At 62.2% G+C, this 15,825-nt stretch carries 16 protein-coding genes and 1 pseudogene; 9 read left to right on the top strand and 8 right to left on the bottom strand.

What is annotated here, in order from left to right; all coding sequences use genetic code 11:
* Positions 1 to 45: 45 nt before the first annotated feature.
* Entirely contained in the window at positions 46 to 1,332 is a 1,287-nt protein-coding gene (locus AB7813_RS03845; RefSeq protein WP_439083456.1) for a serine hydrolase domain-containing protein, read from the bottom strand.
* Positions 1,333 to 1,455: 123 nt separating this feature from the next.
* Positions 1,456 to 2,154 (bottom strand): hypothetical protein, encoded by a 699-nt coding sequence (locus tag AB7813_RS03850; protein ID WP_439084233.1) that lies wholly within the window; start codon positions 2,152 to 2,154, stop codon positions 1,456 to 1,458.
* Between the two features lie 126 nt (positions 2,155 to 2,280).
* Between AB7813_RS03850 and nthA the strand changes: the two genes are divergently transcribed.
* On the top strand, positions 2,281 to 2,907 hold the full coding sequence (gene nthA, locus AB7813_RS03855; protein ID WP_439083455.1) for a nitrile hydratase subunit alpha: 627 nt from the start codon (positions 2,281 to 2,283) through the stop codon (positions 2,905 to 2,907).
* Entirely contained in the window at positions 2,904 to 3,563 is a 660-nt protein-coding gene (nthB, locus tag AB7813_RS03860; protein WP_439083454.1) for a nitrile hydratase subunit beta, read from the top strand. Before nthA ends, nthB begins: the two co-directional genes overlap by 4 nt.
* Before the next feature lie 5 nt (positions 3,564 to 3,568).
* Here the strand turns inward: nthB and AB7813_RS03865 are convergent, their stop codons facing one another.
* Positions 3,569 to 4,267, bottom strand: coding sequence for a Crp/Fnr family transcriptional regulator (locus AB7813_RS03865; RefSeq protein WP_089264322.1), 699 nt, complete (start codon positions 4,265 to 4,267; stop codon positions 3,569 to 3,571).
* Positions 4,268 to 4,521: 254 nt separating this feature from the next.
* Here AB7813_RS03865 and AB7813_RS03870 point away from each other — a divergent pair, with 254 nt between their 5' ends.
* From AB7813_RS03870 to AB7813_RS03890, 5 genes and pseudogenes are all read left to right on the top strand, one after another.
* On the top strand, positions 4,522 to 4,719 hold the full coding sequence (locus AB7813_RS03870) for a nitrate reductase (protein WP_120289715.1): 198 nt from the start codon (positions 4,522 to 4,524) through the stop codon (positions 4,717 to 4,719).
* A 9-nt stretch (positions 4,720 to 4,728) separates the two neighbouring features.
* The gene (locus tag AB7813_RS03875; protein WP_439083453.1) at positions 4,729 to 5,025 is read left to right on the top strand and encodes a chaperone NapD; all 297 of its coding nucleotides are present in this window, start codon (positions 4,729 to 4,731) and stop codon (positions 5,023 to 5,025) included.
* Positions 5,026 to 5,037: 12 nt separating this feature from the next.
* Positions 5,038 to 7,533 (top strand): annotated as a pseudogene (gene napA, locus AB7813_RS03880) (periplasmic nitrate reductase subunit alpha).
* Positions 7,506 to 8,000 (top strand): nitrate reductase cytochrome c-type subunit, encoded by a 495-nt coding sequence (locus AB7813_RS03885; protein ID WP_120289709.1) that lies wholly within the window; start codon positions 7,506 to 7,508, stop codon positions 7,998 to 8,000. The pseudogene napA and the gene AB7813_RS03885 overlap by 28 nt, the downstream one beginning before the upstream one ends.
* Positions 8,001 to 8,005: 5 nt before the next feature.
* Positions 8,006 to 8,701 carry a NapC/NirT family cytochrome c gene (locus AB7813_RS03890; protein ID WP_089264317.1) on the top strand — a complete coding sequence of 232 codons (696 nt, stop codon included), beginning with the start codon at positions 8,006 to 8,008 and terminating at the stop codon, positions 8,699 to 8,701.
* Positions 8,702 to 8,738: 37 nt separating this feature from the next.
* On the opposite strand, the gene AB7813_RS03895 is transcribed toward AB7813_RS03890, so the two are convergent.
* The 4 genes from AB7813_RS03895 to AB7813_RS03910 all read right to left on the bottom strand — a co-directional run bounded on the left by AB7813_RS03895 (position 8,739) and on the right by AB7813_RS03910 (position 13,048).
* The gene (locus AB7813_RS03895; RefSeq protein ID WP_439083451.1) at positions 8,739 to 9,716 is read right to left on the bottom strand and encodes a Bug family tripartite tricarboxylate transporter substrate binding protein; all 978 of its coding nucleotides are present in this window, start codon (positions 9,714 to 9,716) and stop codon (positions 8,739 to 8,741) included.
* Positions 9,717 to 9,823: 107 nt separating this feature from the next.
* On the bottom strand, positions 9,824 to 10,801 hold the full coding sequence (locus AB7813_RS03900) for a Bug family tripartite tricarboxylate transporter substrate binding protein (protein ID WP_120289705.1): 978 nt from the start codon (positions 10,799 to 10,801) through the stop codon (positions 9,824 to 9,826).
* A gap of 53 nt (positions 10,802 to 10,854) precedes the next feature.
* On the bottom strand, positions 10,855 to 12,285 hold the full coding sequence (locus AB7813_RS03905; RefSeq protein ID WP_439083450.1) for an FAD-binding oxidoreductase: 1,431 nt from the start codon (positions 12,283 to 12,285) through the stop codon (positions 10,855 to 10,857).
* Positions 12,286 to 12,298: 13 nt separating this feature from the next.
* A complete protein-coding gene (locus AB7813_RS03910) occupies positions 12,299 to 13,048 on the bottom strand; it encodes a FadR/GntR family transcriptional regulator (RefSeq protein WP_439083449.1) in 750 nt (249 codons plus the stop codon).
* A gap of 304 nt (positions 13,049 to 13,352) precedes the next feature.
* Between AB7813_RS03910 and AB7813_RS03915 the strand changes: the two genes are divergently transcribed.
* Both AB7813_RS03915 and AB7813_RS03920 read left to right on the top strand, forming a co-directional pair.
* Complete coding sequence (locus AB7813_RS03915) at positions 13,353 to 14,117, top strand: SDR family NAD(P)-dependent oxidoreductase (RefSeq protein WP_439083448.1); 765 nt, start codon at positions 13,353 to 13,355, stop codon at positions 14,115 to 14,117.
* A 91-nt stretch (positions 14,118 to 14,208) separates the two neighbouring features.
* A complete protein-coding gene (locus AB7813_RS03920; RefSeq protein ID WP_439083447.1) occupies positions 14,209 to 15,108 on the top strand; it encodes a dihydrodipicolinate synthase family protein in 900 nt (299 codons plus the stop codon).
* Here the strand turns inward: AB7813_RS03920 and queC are convergent.
* On the bottom strand, positions 15,105 to 15,821 hold the full coding sequence (gene queC, locus AB7813_RS03925; RefSeq protein WP_115028808.1) for a 7-cyano-7-deazaguanine synthase QueC: 717 nt from the start codon (positions 15,819 to 15,821) through the stop codon (positions 15,105 to 15,107). The two genes, AB7813_RS03920 and queC, sit on opposite strands and share 4 nt — an antisense overlap.
* Positions 15,822 to 15,825 lie beyond the last annotated feature (4 nt).

The raw sequence follows: 15,825 nt of genomic DNA on the forward strand, positions 1-15,825 counted from the left end.
TCCCAGTTTCAGTTCTCTTAAAGCCGCACCCCGGCCACGCTCCCGCTATTTCCTGATCGCGTCGTAGACCAGCGTCTTCAGGATCGGCTGGATGCGGCCGCGCTGGGTCGGCGTCTGCACCATCAGGATCATCACCATGTCCTGGTCCGGATAGGTCCAGAAGTAAGTCCCGGCGGCGCCGCCCCAGGCCATCTCGCCGACGAAACCCGGCACGCCGTCTTCGCCGGGTCCGGTGCGAACACCGAAGCCGAGGCCGTAACCGAAACCAGCGCCGGGATAGTAATAGGCCCAGGGCTTCACATCGCTGGCCGGTGCGACCTGGTTCTGGCGCATCAGCTGGACCGACTCAGGCTTGAGGATTCGGACGCCGTCGAGCGTGCCGCCATTGATCAGCATCTGCAGGAAGCGCGCGTAATCGCCCGTGGTGGCGTTGAGCCCGCCTCCTCCGGATTCCCATTTCCGCTTCACTGTGGGATCGCTGATGGTCTCGTTGCCGATGATGCGGTCGGTTGGCATCGGCTGCGCAATCCGCGGCGCCTTGGCGGGATCGAGCACGTAATAGCCGGTGTCGGTCATGCCTAGCGGATCGAACAGATACTGCCTCTGGAAATCGTACAGCGACTGGCCCGAGGCGATCTCTATGATGCGGCCGAGCAAATCGGTTGAATGGCCATAATCCCAGACTGTGGCTGGCTGATAGGCCAGCGGCAGTTTCGCAAGCCGCGCGGCGAAATCGGCATTGTCGAAATCGCCGTCGAACAGGCCTGCATCGAGATAAAGCTGCGTGATCAGCCCGAGATTGGTGAAGGCCGAACTGATGCCGGACGACTGCCGCATCAGGTCGAGCACGGTGATGGGCTTCAGCGCGGGTGTGAAGTCGAGATAGGATTTGCCGTTGGCATCCGTGCGTTCGGTCGCGACCTGCGGATGGGCGTAGGCCGGAATGTATTTGGCGATGGGATCGTCGAGCCTGAGCTTGCCCTGCTCGACCAAAATCATTGCCGCGACCGATGTCACCGGCTTGGACATCGAATAGAGCCGGAAGATCGTATCCGTCGTCATCGGTGCCATGGTCTGCGGATCGCGGACGCCGAAGGCCTCGTAATAGACCGGTTTGCCGCGGTGCTGGATCAGCATGATCGCGCCGGCGAGATGGCCTTGGCCGACTTCGCGGTCGAGCATGTCGGAGACGCGGTTCAGGCCGTCCTGGGAAAAGCTGCTGAGATCAGGCTTGTCCGTCAGCAGGCTGGTGCCTGCCAATGCGGGCGTGACCAGCGCTGCGGCGATGGTGAGGACGGATAGGAAGTCGCAAGATCGTCGCAAGATTGACACTGGATTTCCGCAAGCCGGCTTGAACACGGCCGGACGTTAACATCGAGATATTTCAGATGCTTGTCGGAAAATCACGCAATTTGCCGATATCGCGGTTTTACAGCGATTGCCGGCCCCGGTGAATCACAAATGCGCGTCGGGCTTACTCACGCTTCCCGGCGGCGGAAACCGGATCGTGGTGCCCAGAGTGATCCAGTTGGAATTCTCCCCGGTGATGTTGCGGCCATAGATCACGTCGACCGAGAAGATGTCGTTGGGCCGATAGCGCACGCCGGTCTGGATGCGTGGCTGGATCACGCTGGCGAATTCGGCGCGACCCGCCTGCCCGTACAGTTCCACTGTGTATTGCAGCACGTCGGTGAATTTCCAGTCGAAGCCGACGCCATAGGTGAAGTAGTGGCGATCGAGCACGCGATCCCACAGCCAGCCTGCATTGAGATTGATGCGTGTGGTTTCGTTGAAGCGATAGGTCGCCGGAATCTCGGCGAAGACGGCGGTGTTCTGGCCGGTCATGGCGTCGAATGTGCCGCTGGCCAGCGCCGATACGCCGAATTTTCCGATGCCGGTCGGCTCAATGTTGATCTTCGCCTTTGGCGCCAGCGTGGTGCTGAACTCGCGATCGGAGCGGCTGTGATTGGTGAGCACGCTGAGTTCGACCGGACGCGTGATCTCCACCACGCAGGACGGATTGGCCACCGCCGCAAAGTCGCTATTGGTGGCCATCGAATACCAGCTCTCGACCTTGCAGGAGCCGAGGTCCGAAATATCCGCCGCATCGACGGCATAGGCGCCATTGGCCGCCTCCGCATGGCCCGAAGCCATCAGCAGCGCGACCAGAACGAAGCCGAACAGCGTCAGCGCGCGATAACGAGGAGCAGCCATGCTGTAGACCTAGCTGAGTCCTGAAATCCTCGACAGAACAATCGCGGCTCGCTTATCCTGTTTGGCATGAGCGAACACCATCATGACCACGACCACGATCATTCTGAATTGTCGGACACCGAGCTGCGCGTCCGTGCACTCGAGACCATCCTGACCGAGAAAGGCTATATCGATCCGGCGGCGCTGGATGCGATGATCCAGGCCTATGAGACCAAGATCGGCCCGCACAACGGCGCCCTGGTGGTTGCGAAAGCCTGGACCGATCCCGCCTTCAAGGAAGCGCTGCTGGCGGACGGGTCTGCGGCGGTCAGCACCCTCGGCCATGTCAGCCGCACGGGCGATCATCTCGTCGTGGTCGAGAACACGCCCGAGCGCCACAACATGGTCGTGTGCACGCTGTGCTCCTGTTACCCCTGGGAAATGCTCGGCCTGCCCCCGGTCTGGTACAAGGCGGCGCCCTATCGCTCGCGCGCCGTGAAGGATCCGCGCGGCGTGCTGGCGGACTTCGGCTTCACGATTCCGAATGATACGGAAATTCGCGTATGGGATTCGACGGCTGAAACCCGCTTCCTGGTTTTGCCGATGCGACCTGCCGGCACCGAGGGCTGGAGCGAACAACAACTGGCCGAACTGGTCACGCGCGACTCAATGATCGGCACAGGTCTGGTGACAGCGCCGGGAGCGCCGTCATGAACGGCGTCCACGACATGGGCGGCATGGACGGTTTCGGCAAGGTCGAGCCGGAACCGAACGAGCCGATGTTTCATGCGGAGTGGGAATCCCGCGTGCTGGCCATGGTGCGGGCCATGGGCGCGACGGGCGCCTTCAACATCGACGCCTCGCGCTTCTATCGCGAGACGCTGCCGCCGGAGGTCTATCTCTCCAGCAGCTACTACAAGAAATGGTTTCTCGGCCTTGAGGATATGCTGGTCGAACGCGGCTTCCTCGCGGCGGATGAGATCAAGGCCGGCCACGCATCCGTGCCGCCGAAGCCGCTGAAGCGCGGCAACTTCACCGTTGATAGTGTCGAGCGCGTGCTGACCCGAGGCTCATTCACGCGCCCTGCTTCGGCGCCTGCTGCATTCGCGATCGGCGATCGCGTGCGGACGAAGAACATCCATCCGACCACCCATACGCGCTTGCCGCGCTATGTCCGCGGTCATGTCGGCGTGATCGAGCGGATACACGGCGCCCATGTCTATCCCGACACTGCGGCGCATGAGCAGGGCGAAAACCCGCAATGGCTTTACACCGTCGTGTTCGACGGCGCCGAACTGTGGGGACCCGATGGCGATCCGACGCTGAAAGTGTCGGTCGAGGCGTTCGAGCCATATCTCGACCCGGCGTAATTGCCTCAGTGCGCCCGCACGTCGCCCGCCAGGCCCGCGAGTCTTGCGGGATCGATGACCGTCAAGCGGCCGCGACCGGCTTTCAGGATTAGCATCCGGTTCCAGGCCGAAACGGTGCGGCTGACCGTGAACAGCGTGGTGTCGCTGAGTTCGGCCAGTTCCTGGCGCGAGATCCTCAGTTCGATCGGAACGCACTCACCATCCGGATCTCCTTCCCGCACCAAGCGTAGAACGATCCGTGCGATACGTCGATCGGCATTCTCACTCGTCGCCTCGTGAAGACGGCGCAGCAGATGATCGGTTTGCCGTCCGACTATACCGAGGACATTGATCGCGAGCTGCGGGACAACATGCATCAGTCCGCTGAAGCGATCGGCGGACCAGCACAGCAGTTCGGTCGCGACTGTCGCGCGCAGGGTTGTCGGGCGAGAAAAATTGCCGAACATCGATGCGGCTCCGGCGAGATCGCCGCGTCGCATGAATTGCAGCGTTTTCTGCGCGCCATGCGCATCGATCATTGTCTTCTTGAGCTGACCATCGATGACCACAGCGATTATCGCCGGTACGTCGCCCTGTTGCCAGAGCGAACAACCGCAATCCAGAACGTGCTTTCTGCCAGCTTCGATGACGATGCCGCGTGCGCCCTCGTCCAGGCCCGCAAAAAGCGGCGTTTGACCAAACGAATTGCACATCTCACGATCCATTGCTCGCCTTCCGGAACGAACGATTTCGCCGAGCAGCTGTCGCAATCAAATAAAACTGTCATCAAAGATTCTGATGCGAGCGGCTCTGCACGACGACATCGCGATCAGAACAACGATATCAAATAAATCCTCCGCAGAGTTTGTTGTTTGATCCAGCGCAAAGAAGGTGGGCGCTGCAGCAGGCATATTGCCCTCGCTCTAGGCGAATCTCGCCTCTTCTCCAGGCATATGGCCGCAAACCGAAGGGGGAGCGTATGGTGACGGACCAGAATATTGCTCAGCCTGCAGAGGCTCAAAGACGCAACAGCCGCATGTCGGAGTTGCTCGTCTTTCTCACGATCGTCGTTCTCATCTGGCCCGTCGTCGCGGTGGGCGTGGTCGGCGGTTACGGCTTTCTGGTCTGGATGACCCAGATGATTTTCGGCCCGCCCGGCCCGCCTCTGCTTCACTAGGACTTTCACATGACAGACAAACTTACCAGACGCGCTCTGTTGACCGGCGCGACCGCCGGCGCGTCCGCGCACGACAATGAGCACATCTCCAGCGCCGTCGTGTCGGTGCTTCCGGCCCATATCGACGCGGTATCTGCGCGGTTGTCGAACCTTCCCGGTGTCGAGATACATCACCGCACGGCCTCCAAACTCGTGGCGGTCCTCGAAGGGCCAGGCAGCGGCGCACTAGGTGCGATGCTCGCAGACATCTCATCATGGCCGGGCGTGCTCTCGGCCAACATGGTCTTCGAACAGCGTCTCGACTAGGAGAACGACGAAATGCCCCTTTCGCGGCGTGATCTACTCAAGGCTCAGGCAGCAGCCATCGCTGCAGCGGCGGCTGGCATCAAGGTTCCGGCAGCCGCTCAGTCGATTGCCGGCGGCGTCGGGTCGCTGTCCATCAAGTGGTCGAAGGCGCCGTGCCGGTTCTGCGGCACCGGTTGTGGCGTCATGGTCGGCGTCAAGGACAACAAGGTCGTCGCCACCCATGGCGACACGCTGGCGGAAGTAAACCGCGGCCTGAACTGCATCAAGGGCTAATTCCTCTCCAAGATCATGTACGGCGCCGACCGCCTGACCACGCCCCTCCTCCGCAAGAAAAACGGCGTGTTCGACAAGAACGGCGAACTCACGCCGGTGAGCTGGGACGAGGCATTCGACACCATGGCGCAGCGCGCCAAAGCGACGCTGAAAGAAAAAGGACCGACTGCAATCGGCATGTTCGGATCGGGCCAATGGACGATCCTCGAAGGTTATGCCGCGACCAAGCTGATGCGCGCGGGTTTCCGCTCCAACAATCTCGATCCCAATGCACGGCATTGCATGGCGTCTGCGGCCGTGGCTTTCATGCGCACCTTCGGCATGGACGAGCCGATGGGATGCTATGATGACTTCGAGGCCGCCGATGCCTTCGTGCTGTGGGGCTCGAACATGGCCGAGATGCATCCGATCCTGTGGACGCGCCTCACCGATCGCCGCCTTGGTCATCCGCATGTGAAAGTCGCGGTGCTCTCGACCTTCACGCATCGCAGCTCTGACCTTGCCGACATCCCGATCGTGTTCAAGCCGGGCACTGATCTTGCCATTCTCAACTTCATCGCCAACCACATTATCTCGACTGGTCGCGTGAACACCGAATTCGTCAACAACCATACGACGTTCGTGAAGGGCACGACGGATATCGGCTACGGGTTGCGTCCCGAACATCCACTGGAGAAGACAGCCAAGGGCGCAGCCACGGCCGCAGCGACGACGCCAATCGATTTTGCGGCCTACGCCGAATTCGTGAAGGACTATTCGCTCGAGAAGGTGTCGAAGCTGACCGGTGTCGAGCCCGGCTTTCTGCTGGAGCTCGCCGAGCTCTACGCCGATCCGAAGCGCAAGGTGATGTCGCTCTGGACCATGGGTTTCAACCAGCACGTCCGCGGCGTCTGGGCCAACCAGCTCGTCTACAACATCCATCTGCTAACCGGCAAAATCTCCGAGCCCGGCAACTCGCCATTCTCGCTGACAGGCCAGCCATCGGCCTGCGGCACGGCGCGCGAGGTCGGCACCTTCGCACACCGCCTCCCCGCCGACATGGTGGTAACCAACCCGGAGCACCGCAAGCACGCTGAAGAAATCTGGCGCGTGCCGCATGGCCTCCTGCCCGACAAGATCGGTTATCACGCCGTCGAGCAGGACCGCATGCTGCATGACGGTAAGCTGAATTTCTACTGGGTTCAGGTGAACAACAATGTGCAGGCGGCGCCCAACAGTTCGGGTGAGACCTATCCGGGCTACCGCAACCCCGCCAACTTCATCGTCGTGTCGGATGCCTATCCGACGGTGACGGCGATGTCCGCCGACTGCGTGCTGCCGGCGGCGATGTGGGTCGAGAAGGAAGGCGCCTACGGCAATGCCGAACGACGCACCCATGTCTGGCGCCAGCTGGTCGATGCGCCCGGCCAGGCGCGCTCGGATCTCTGGCAGTTGATGGAGTTCTCGAAGCGGTTCACGACGGACGAGGTGTGGCCCGCCGCCCTCCTCGACGCCAATCCGAACTACAAGGGCAAGACGTTGTTCGACGTGCTGTATCGCAACGGCGAGGTCGACAAATTTCCCGTCGGCGAAATCCCCGCTGACTACGAAAACCACGAGTCCAAGGACTTCGGTTTCTATGTGCAGAAGGGGCTGTTCGAGGAATATGCCACGTTCGGCCGCGGCCATGGCCACGACCTCGCCCCTTGGGACGCCTATCATGAGGCGCGCGGACTGCGTTGGCCGGTGGTCAATGGCAAGGAGACCAAGTGGCGCTACCGCGAAGGTCTCGATCCCTACGTCAAACCGGGCAAGAAGATCGAATTCTACGGCAACCCGGATGGACGCGCGCGCATCATCGCGGTGCCCTATGAGCCGCCGGCCGAGTCGCCCGACGCTGAGTTCGATCTCTGGCTGGTAACCGGCCGCGTGCTGGAGCACTGGCATTCCGGTTCGATGACCATGCGCGTGCCCGAGCTCTACAAGGCGTTTCCCGGCGCGCGCTGCTTCATGCATGCCGAAGACGCGCGCGCCCGCGGCTTGAACCAGGGCGCCGAAATCCGGCTGATGTCGCGGCGCGGTGAGATCCGCACGCGCGTTGACACGACCGGACGCAACCGCATGCCCCGCGGCGTGGTGTTCGTGCCGTGGTTCGATGCCAGCCAGCTGATCAACAAGGTCACGCTGGATGCAACCGACCCGATCTCCAAACAGGCGGACTTCAAGAAATGCGCGGTCAAGATCGTTTCCGTTTAAGTGCGATGAAGACGGTCATCGCGGCAATCATCGCCGGCACCATGGTGCTGGTGTCCGGTGCGATCTATGCGCAGTCTGTCCAGACAACGCCACGGATCGTGCCGCGCGTCACCGGCGCAGCGCAGCCCATGGGCGACGTTCCTGCGCCGCCCTTCCCGCGGCCCGTCACCGACGACAAGCGCGTGATGCGGAACTATCCGGAGCAGCCTCCGGTCATCCCGCATTCGATCGAGAACTATCAGCTCACGCTGCGGGCCAATCGCTGTCTTGAGTGCCATCGCCGCGAATATACCGAAGGCTCGGGTGCGCCGATGATCAGCATCACGCATTTCATGGATCGCGATGGCCAGATGCTCGCCGATGTGACACCGCGACGCTATTTCTGCACGGCCTGTCACGTGCCGCAAACCGATGCGCGTCCGCTCGTCCCGAACACCTTCACCGACATGAAGGCATCCGGCAGGTGAGCGCCATGAAGTGGTTGATATCCAAGTTTCTGTGGTTCTGGCGCATCGCCAGCCGACCGGCCACGCATATCAGTCTCGGCGTGCTGGCGCTGGGCGGCTTCCTCGGCGGCGTGATCTTCTGGGGCGGTTTCAATACGGCGCTGGAAGTCACCAATACCGAGAAATTCTGCACCGGCTGTCATGAGATGCGTGACAACGTGTATCAGGAGCTGCAGCGAACGCCGCATTTCGCCAATCGATCCGGCGTGCGTGCCACCTGTCCGGATTGCCATGTGCCGCATAACTGGACCGACAAGATCGCGCGCAAGATGCAGGCGTCGAAGGAAGTGTGGGGCAAGATTTTCGGCACGATCTCGACGCGCGAGAAGTTCCTCGACATGCGTCTGGAGCTTGCCAAACATGAATGGGCGCGCCTGAAGGCCAATGACTCGCTGGAGTGCCGCAACTGCCACTCGGCGATCGCAATGGATTTCACCAAACAGGCGCCCCGCGCGGCGGCGATCCATGCCAAGTTCCTCGTCACCGGCGAGCGCACCTGTATCGATTGCCACAAGGGCATCGCGCATGAATTGCCTGACATGTCCGGGATCGAGCCCGGCTGGAGCGCCCCGGCCGAACTTCGCGACCGCCATAGCCACCACACGCCCGATGCGGATCGGTTGTCGCGCTATCTGGCATCGGTGAAGGAGACGCAGCCGTAGGGTGAATGGGCGAAGCTGACCCACCCTACGGCACAGCTCAGTTCATCGTGATGTTGGCCTTCTCGATCACGCCCTTCCAGCGCTGCGTCTCGCTGGCGATGTATTTGGCGAACTCGTCCGGCGGGACCGCCACGGCGACGGCCCCGAGTTCGGACATCTTCTTCTTCGTCTCGGGCAACTGCATGAATTCGCGGATCGAAACTGACAGCTTGTCGGTGATGGCTTTCGGCGTTCCGGCCGGTGCCATGAAGCCGTGCCAGGCGACGGCCTCAAAACCCGGAAGGAATTCCGACACCGCGGGCAGGTTCGGATCGAACTCGGCGCGTTTCGGCGAGGCCGTCGCCAGCATCGCGAGCTTGCCGGCTGCCGCATGCGGCAGCAGCAGTGGCACGTTGTCGAAGGCGATATCGATCTGGCCGCTGAGAAGATCGGTCACCATCTGGCTCGAGCCCTTATAGGGTACGTGAACCATCTTGGTGCCGGTCATCTGCTGGAACAGTTCGCCGGCAAGATGCTGCGTGGTACCGACGCCGGCCGAGCCGAATGTCACCTTGTCGGGATTGGCTTTGATATAGGCGATCAGGTCCGGCACCGTACGCGCCGCGATCCTTGTCGGGTTCACCACCAGCACATTCGGCACCATGCTAATCTGCGCGATCGGCACGAGATCCTTTTCGGGATTGTAGGACAGTTTTGCGCCATACAGCGTCGGATTGATCGACAGTGCCGAGGTGCTGGCAAGGCCGACCGTGTAGCCGTCGGGCGCCGCGCGCGCGACGCGGGTGACGCCGATGATGCTGCCGGCGCCGCCGACATTCTCGATGATGACCGTGGCGCCCATCTTCTTCTGCAGATGCTCCGACACCATGCGCGCAAAGATATCGGCCGTGCCGCCGGCGGCGAACGGAACGATGCTGGTGATCGGGCGGCTCGGATAATTCGCGTCCTGGGCCGTCGCTTGCGTGAGCGTGCCGAGCGTCAGGCAGACAGCCATCAGGATTGACCGAAGTCTCATTGAACATTCCTCCATGTATTTTTCTATTTTGATTGTCGGCGTCCTTTGGCGGACGCTCGAAACTGAGGTGGTGACGAACGTGACGTCGTCACCACCTGCGTGGTCGCCTAGTTCATCGTGACGTTGGCCTTCTCCATCACACCCTTCCAGCGCAAGGTCTCGCTGGCGATGTATTTGGTGAACTCATCCTGTGGGATCGCCACGGCGACTGCGCCGAGTTCAGCCATCTTCTTCTTGGTCTCCGGCAGGCTCATGAATTCGCGGATTTCCGCCGAGAGCTTGTCGACGATCGGTTTCGGAGTCGCAGCAGGCGCGATGAAGCCGTGCCAGGCTACAGCCTCGAAGCCCGGCAGGAATTCGGCGACGGCCGGCACATTCGCGTCGAACTCGGCGCGCTTCGGCGTTGCCGTGGCGAGCATCGCCAGCTTGCCGCCGGCCACATGCGGCAGCAGCAGCGGGACGTTGTCGAAAGCGATGTCGATCTGACCCGAGATCAGGTCGGTGACCATCTGGCTCGAGCCCTTGTAGGGCACGTGAACCATCTTGGTACCGGTCATCTGCTGGAACAACTCGCCGGCAAGATGCTGCGACGTGCCCGGTCCGGCCGAGCCGAACGTCACTTTGTCTGGATTGGCCTTCATGTATTCGATCAACTCTGGAACCGTGCGGGCCTTGATGCGATCGGGATTCACCACCAGCACGTTAGGTACGATGCTCACTTGGGCGAAGGCCACCAGATCCTTCTCCGGCTGGAACTGAAGCTTGCTGCCATAGAGCGAGGGCGCGATCGCCAGCGGCGAGGTGCTGGCGAGGCCGATCGTGTAGCCATCAGGCTGCGCCTTGGCGACACGGTTGACGCCGATATTGCCGCCGGCGCCGCCCATATTTTCGACCAGCACGGTGGCGCCGAGCTTCTTTTGCAGGTTCTCCGACACCATGCGGGCGATGATGTCCACGGTGCCGCCGGCCGCGAAGGGCACGACGATGGTGATCGGCTTGGTGGGGTATTTCGCATCTTGCGCGCTCGCCTGCCCCACGGCGCCCACGGCGACGCAGGCCGCCATCAGGATGGATTTGATCTTCATGCGTGTTCCTCTTCTCGAATGAGTGTTCTGATGAATGCTTGCGGCCGCCTCGCTTATTGCGCAGGCAGCACTTTTCCGGGATTCATGATGTCGTTCGGATCCAGCATCTGCTTGACGCTACGCAGCAGCCGCAGCTCGGTCGGCTTGGTGACGCGTGCAAGCCGTTCGCGATTGGCGATGCCGATGCCGTGCTCGGCACTGATGCTGCCGCCGAGCGCGACGGTCTCTTCATCGACGATGGTGTTGATGCCGCGGATCGTGTCCTGGATCTGATCCTTCTGGTTCTGCTCGAGGCCTGGAATGATCGCGAGGATGTGGATGTTGCCATCGCCGATATGGCCGTGCATCACGATGCGTGCGTCGGGCCGATAGGCAGCGATGCGCTTCTCCACCTGCGTGACGAACGTTGCCTGCTGCGACAAGGGCACGGCGCTATCGTGCGAGATGACGTAACCGGCCTTCTTGCTGCCTTCCGACACGCTGTGGCGGATCTTCCAGAACGCCGCGGCCTGCGTCTCGCTGGAGGCCACCAGCGCATCGGTGACCAGCTCGCGCTCATAGGCGTTACTGAGCAACGCTTCGAGCGCTGCATTCAGATCGACCGACACCAGCGTGTCGACGAGCTCAATCAGTACGTACCAGGGCGTATCCAGCTCGAACGGGATATTCACCAGCGGCAGGTTCTCGGCGATCACCTCGATCTGGCCGCGCGACATCACCTCGAAGGCGCTGATGCGATCACCGAGTTCGGTACGTGCCTGCGCGAGCAGGTCGAGCACTGCGTCGATGCTGTTCAGCTTGGCGAAGGACACTGCCCTCGCCCGTGGCTTCGGAAACAGCTTCAGCACCGCGCCGGTGATAATGCCGAACGTGCCTTCGGCACCGATGAAGAGCTGCTTGGTGTCAAAGCCTGTGGAGTCCTTGCGCAGGGCCGTCATGCCGTCGAGGATCTCGCCATCGGGCAGCACGACTTCGAGGCCGAGCGTGAGCTCGCGCGTGGTGCCGTAGCGCAGCACCGCGGTGCCACCGGCATTGGTGGAGAGATTGCCGCCGATCTGGCAGGAGCCTTCGGCTCCCAAACTGAGCGGAAACAGGCGGTCGATGTCGTCCGCTGCCTTCTGGATGTCGGCGAGGATGCAGCCGGCGTCGACGGCGATGGAATCGCCGAGACGGCTGACACTGCGGATCTTGTTGAGGCGATCGAGACGCAGCACAATCATGGTGCGCTCGCCGAGCGGGGTCGCCGCGCCGCACATGCCGGTATTGCCGCCCTGGGGTACGATGGCGATGCCGGCGGCCGCGCAAGCCTTGACGATGGAAGAGACTTCCTGCGTCGAGCCAGGCTTCACGACGGCCAACGCCTTGCCGTGATAGCGGCCGCGCCAGTCCACCACATAGGGTTCGAAATCGCCGCCGGGACCGATCAGGTGTCGGTCGCCGACGATGCCGGCAAGCATTGCAAGAAATGCGGTATGGTCAGTCAATTCACTCTCCCCGTCACCGGAACGAGAGGTCGAGCAGTCGGCCTTCGAACAGGCGATCGCGCGAGCTTTCGAGATGGAGACGCATGGCCGTGCGCGCCGCTTCGGCGTCGCGATCACGGATCGCTTCAAAAATACTGCTGTGTTCCTCGAACACCTGTTCAAGGCCGGGCCGCGGGCCCATCAGCGACAGGCCGTGCAGCTTCATGCCGACAGCGACGTGGTCCTTGAGGGCGTTCAGCGATGTTGCGAAATAGTGGTTGTTGGTCGCCTCGGACACGGCGAGATGGAAAGCGTAGTCGGCGTCTTCGCGATGCTTGCGCTTCTTCGTCGCCTCGCGCAGCAGACCGAGCGCTGCTTCCATCTTGCCGAGATTGTCGTCGCTACGTCGGAGCGCTGCAAAATGCGCGGCATCGGCTTCCATGGTGATGCGGAATTCGAAGCAGCGCTGGATGTCCGCGATGGTCTCCACCCGCGCGAAGCCGAGTGGCTGTTGCTGCGCACGCATCTGGACGAAACTGCCCGCGCCCTGTCGCGACGTGATCAGTCCGTCTTCGCGCAACCGGCCGAGCGCTTCGCGCAGTACCGGGCGGGAGACGTCGAACATATCAGCGAGTTCGTGCTCGCCGGGCAGCTTCTGGTCCGGCGCGTAGTCGCCATTGGCGATGCGCTGCGCGAGTTCGCCATAGACCTTGTCGACGAGCGAACCGGCGGCACCGCGCGGACGCGGCGCTTCAGGCAATTCAGAGGGATCAATCGGCTTCATGATCGGTCAAACCGCAGCTCACAGGGATGGCGGCGGAGGTTTCGTGTGACAGTCCGATCGCCCGGGAGCGCCGTCGCATGGAAACACTTCCTCGCCCAAAAATTTCGGCGACCATGAGAGGCGGCGGCAAACTTGTCAACATGTCAATGTTGCGCGGATGGACCGCTATTATCTTATATCATTGAGATACAACAATTAAATTGCATGACTTGGTCAAGTGCCGTGCTGCATCGCACAAATTCTGGTAACTTGTCAGGTTGCTGAAATCGTGGTCGAACGCTCGCTCAATCGGAAAGGACCAGGCGTGACCAACGGACTGAACGGCAAGGCTATCGTGATCATCGGCGCAAGCTCCGGCATCGGCGCTGCCGTGGCGAAGAAATTCGGCGCCCTCGGTGCCAGGCTGATCGTGCACTACAACGGCAATCCGGAAGGCGCCGAGGAAGTGGTCGCCAATATCCGCGCGAGTGGTGGCACAGCCGAGCTGCTCCGCGGCGACGTGTCGGAGCGCGCGGAAGCTGCGCGCGTGATCGACGAAGCCCATGCCAAGCTCGGCCGCATCGACGTGCTGATCAACAATGCCGGCGCCATGTTCGGCCGCACCTCGATCGCCAATGCCACCGACGAACAGTATGACGACGTGGTCGATCTCAATATCGGCTCGGTGTTTTTCGCCTGCCGCAGGGCCGCGAAGATCATGGAGACGCAGCGTTCAGGCTCGATCATCAACACGACCTCGGTCGCAGCCCGCAATGGCGGCAGCGGCGGCGCCGGCCTCTATGGTTCGGCCAAGGGTTTTGTCTCGACCATCACGCGTGTGCTGGCGAAGGAACTCGCTCCGTTCAACGTGCGCGCCAATGCGGTGGCGCCGGGCGTGATCATGACGCCGTTCCACCAGCGCTATTCGACCGCGGAGCAGCTCGAAGGCGCCCGCCAGGGCATTCCGCTGGGCCGGATCGGCACGCCCGAGGATTGCGTCGGCGCCTATCAGTTCCTCGCCGACGAGACCATGAGCAGCTACATCACCGGTCAGGTCATCGAGGTGAATGGCGGCCAGATCATGCCGTAACGTATTTACCTCTCCCTGCTTGCGGGGAGAGGTAAAAAATAAGCGCTTCGTTAGAAGAACTCCTGCAACACGCACCCGAAAGAGCACAACGATGACAGCTCCCTTCCCGACCGGCGTCTACTGCGCCGCGACCACCCCCTTCAACGCCGACCTGTCGGTGGATCAGGGCCTGTTCACCTCCCACTGCCAGCGTCTGCTCGATGACGGCTGCACCGGCATCGCTATGCTCGGCACGACAGGCGAAGCCAATTCGCTGTCATCACGCGAGCGCATGGCGCTGCTGGAAGCCGTGGTGAAATCCGGGATCGCGCCGTCGAAGCTGCTGCCGGGCACCGGTGTTGCGTCGATCATGGAAACGGTTGAACTCACAAAGCACGCTGTCGCCAGTGGCGTCGGGGCCGTCGTGATGCTGCCGCCGTTTTACTACAAGGGCGTGTCCGATGATGGCATCGTCGATGCCTATACGGCTGTGATAGAGCGCGTCGCCGATCCGCGCCTGCGCGTCGTGCTCTATCACATCCCGCAGATGTCGGCGGTGCCGATCTCGCTCGACGTCATCGATCGGTTGCGCAAGCGCTTCCCGGAAATCGTGGTCGGCATCAAGGATTCCGCGGGCGAGTTCGCCAATATGAGCGCCATCGTCGATCGCTTCCCGGGTTTCTCGGTGCTGGTCGGCGCCGATCCCCTGATGCTGAAGCTGCTGCCGATGGGCGGCGCCGGCTGCATCACGGCGACCTCCAACCTCGTGAGCCGCGAGCTCGCCACGGTGTTCAATGGTTACAAGGATCCGGCCAAGGCGGCCGAGGTTGCGACTGCGCAGGAGCGTATCGTCGCGGCGCGCAATGCGGTGTCCAGCTATGCGCAGCTTCCCTCGCTGAAGGTGCTGTTGGCGAAGCGCGACAACAATGACAATTGGCTGCGGGTGCGTCCGCCGCTGACGGGCCTCAGCGCTACTGAAACGGCCAAGGTCCGCGAGTCGCTGTCCGTCTAGACAGCCGTGGCTGCGAACGCGCGCCAGCCTTTGGCGCGTAGTTCGCAGGCCGGGCACTTGCCGCAGCCATAGCCCCAGTCGTGTAACGCGCCGCGCTCACCGAGATAGCAGGTGTGCGAGTGTTCGCGGATCAGGTCGACGAGGCCCTGCCCGCCGAGCTCATGCGCCAGCGCCCAGGTCGCCGCCTTGTCGCGCCACATCAGCGGCGTGTGCAGCGTGAAATTCTTGGCCATGCCGAGATTGAGCGCCTGCTGCAGCGCCTTGATGGTGTCGTCGCGACAATCGGGATAGCCGGAGTAATCCGTCTCGCACATGCCGCCGATGATGTGGGTGATGCCGCGTCGATAGGCCAGCGCTGCCGCGAATGTCAGGAACACCAGATTGCGGCCGGGCACAAACGTATTGGGCAGGCCGTCGGCCCCCATCTCGATGGCGACGTCACGCGTCAGCGCGGTGTCGGAGATGGCTGATAGCGTCGGGATGTCCAGCGTGTGGCTGTCACCGAGTTTCGTGGCCCAATCAGCATTCAAGGCCTTCACGCCCGCCAGCAGCTTGTCGCGGCTGTCGAGTTCGATGGCGTGGCGCTGGCCGTAAGCGAAGCCGAGCATCTCGACGCGCTTGAAGCGCGCCAGCGCCCAGGCCAGACAGGTTGCGGAATCCTGGCCGCCGGAGAACAGCACCAGCGCGGTTTGATCTGGGAAAGTGTCGCTCATCGGC

This window comes from Tardiphaga sp. 20_F10_N6_6 (assembly GCF_052076045.1).
Classification (GTDB): domain Bacteria; phylum Pseudomonadota; class Alphaproteobacteria; order Rhizobiales; family Xanthobacteraceae; genus Tardiphaga; species Tardiphaga robiniae.

Bases quoted from the DNA above. Each gene is read 5' to 3' on its own strand.
- AB7813_RS03885 (WP_120289709.1), top strand. From the start codon at position 7,506: ATGCGCGGTCAAGATCGTTTCCGTTTAAGTGCGATGAAGACGGTCATC.
- AB7813_RS03920 (WP_439083447.1), top strand. From the start codon at position 14,209: ATGACAGCTCCCTTCCCGACCGGCGTCTACTGCGCCGCGACCACCCCC.
- AB7813_RS03870 (WP_120289715.1), top strand. From the start codon at position 4,522: ATGGTGACGGACCAGAATATTGCTCAGCCTGCAGAGGCTCAAAGACGC.
- AB7813_RS03900 (WP_120289705.1), bottom strand. From the start codon at position 10,801: ATGAAGATCAAATCCATCCTGATGGCGGCCTGCGTCGCCGTGGGCGCC.
- nthB (WP_439083454.1), top strand. From the start codon at position 2,904: ATGAACGGCGTCCACGACATGGGCGGCATGGACGGTTTCGGCAAGGTC.
- AB7813_RS03895 (WP_439083451.1), bottom strand. From the start codon at position 9,716: ATGAGACTTCGGTCAATCCTGATGGCTGTCTGCCTGACGCTCGGCACG.
- queC (WP_115028808.1), bottom strand. From the start codon at position 15,821: ATGAGCGACACTTTCCCAGATCAAACCGCGCTGGTGCTGTTCTCCGGC.
- AB7813_RS03850 (WP_439084233.1), bottom strand. From the start codon at position 2,154: ATGGCTTCGGGCCATGCGGAGGCGGCCAATGGCGCCTATGCCGTCGAT.
- nthA (WP_439083455.1), top strand. From the start codon at position 2,281: ATGAGCGAACACCATCATGACCACGACCACGATCATTCTGAATTGTCG.
- AB7813_RS03910 (WP_439083449.1), bottom strand. From the start codon at position 13,048: ATGAAGCCGATTGATCCCTCTGAATTGCCTGAAGCGCCGCGTCCGCGC.
- AB7813_RS03875 (WP_439083453.1), top strand. From the start codon at position 4,729: ATGACAGACAAACTTACCAGACGCGCTCTGTTGACCGGCGCGACCGCC.
- AB7813_RS03865 (WP_089264322.1), bottom strand. From the start codon at position 4,267: ATGGATCGTGAGATGTGCAATTCGTTTGGTCAAACGCCGCTTTTTGCG.
- AB7813_RS03890 (WP_089264317.1), top strand. From the start codon at position 8,006: ATGAAGTGGTTGATATCCAAGTTTCTGTGGTTCTGGCGCATCGCCAGC.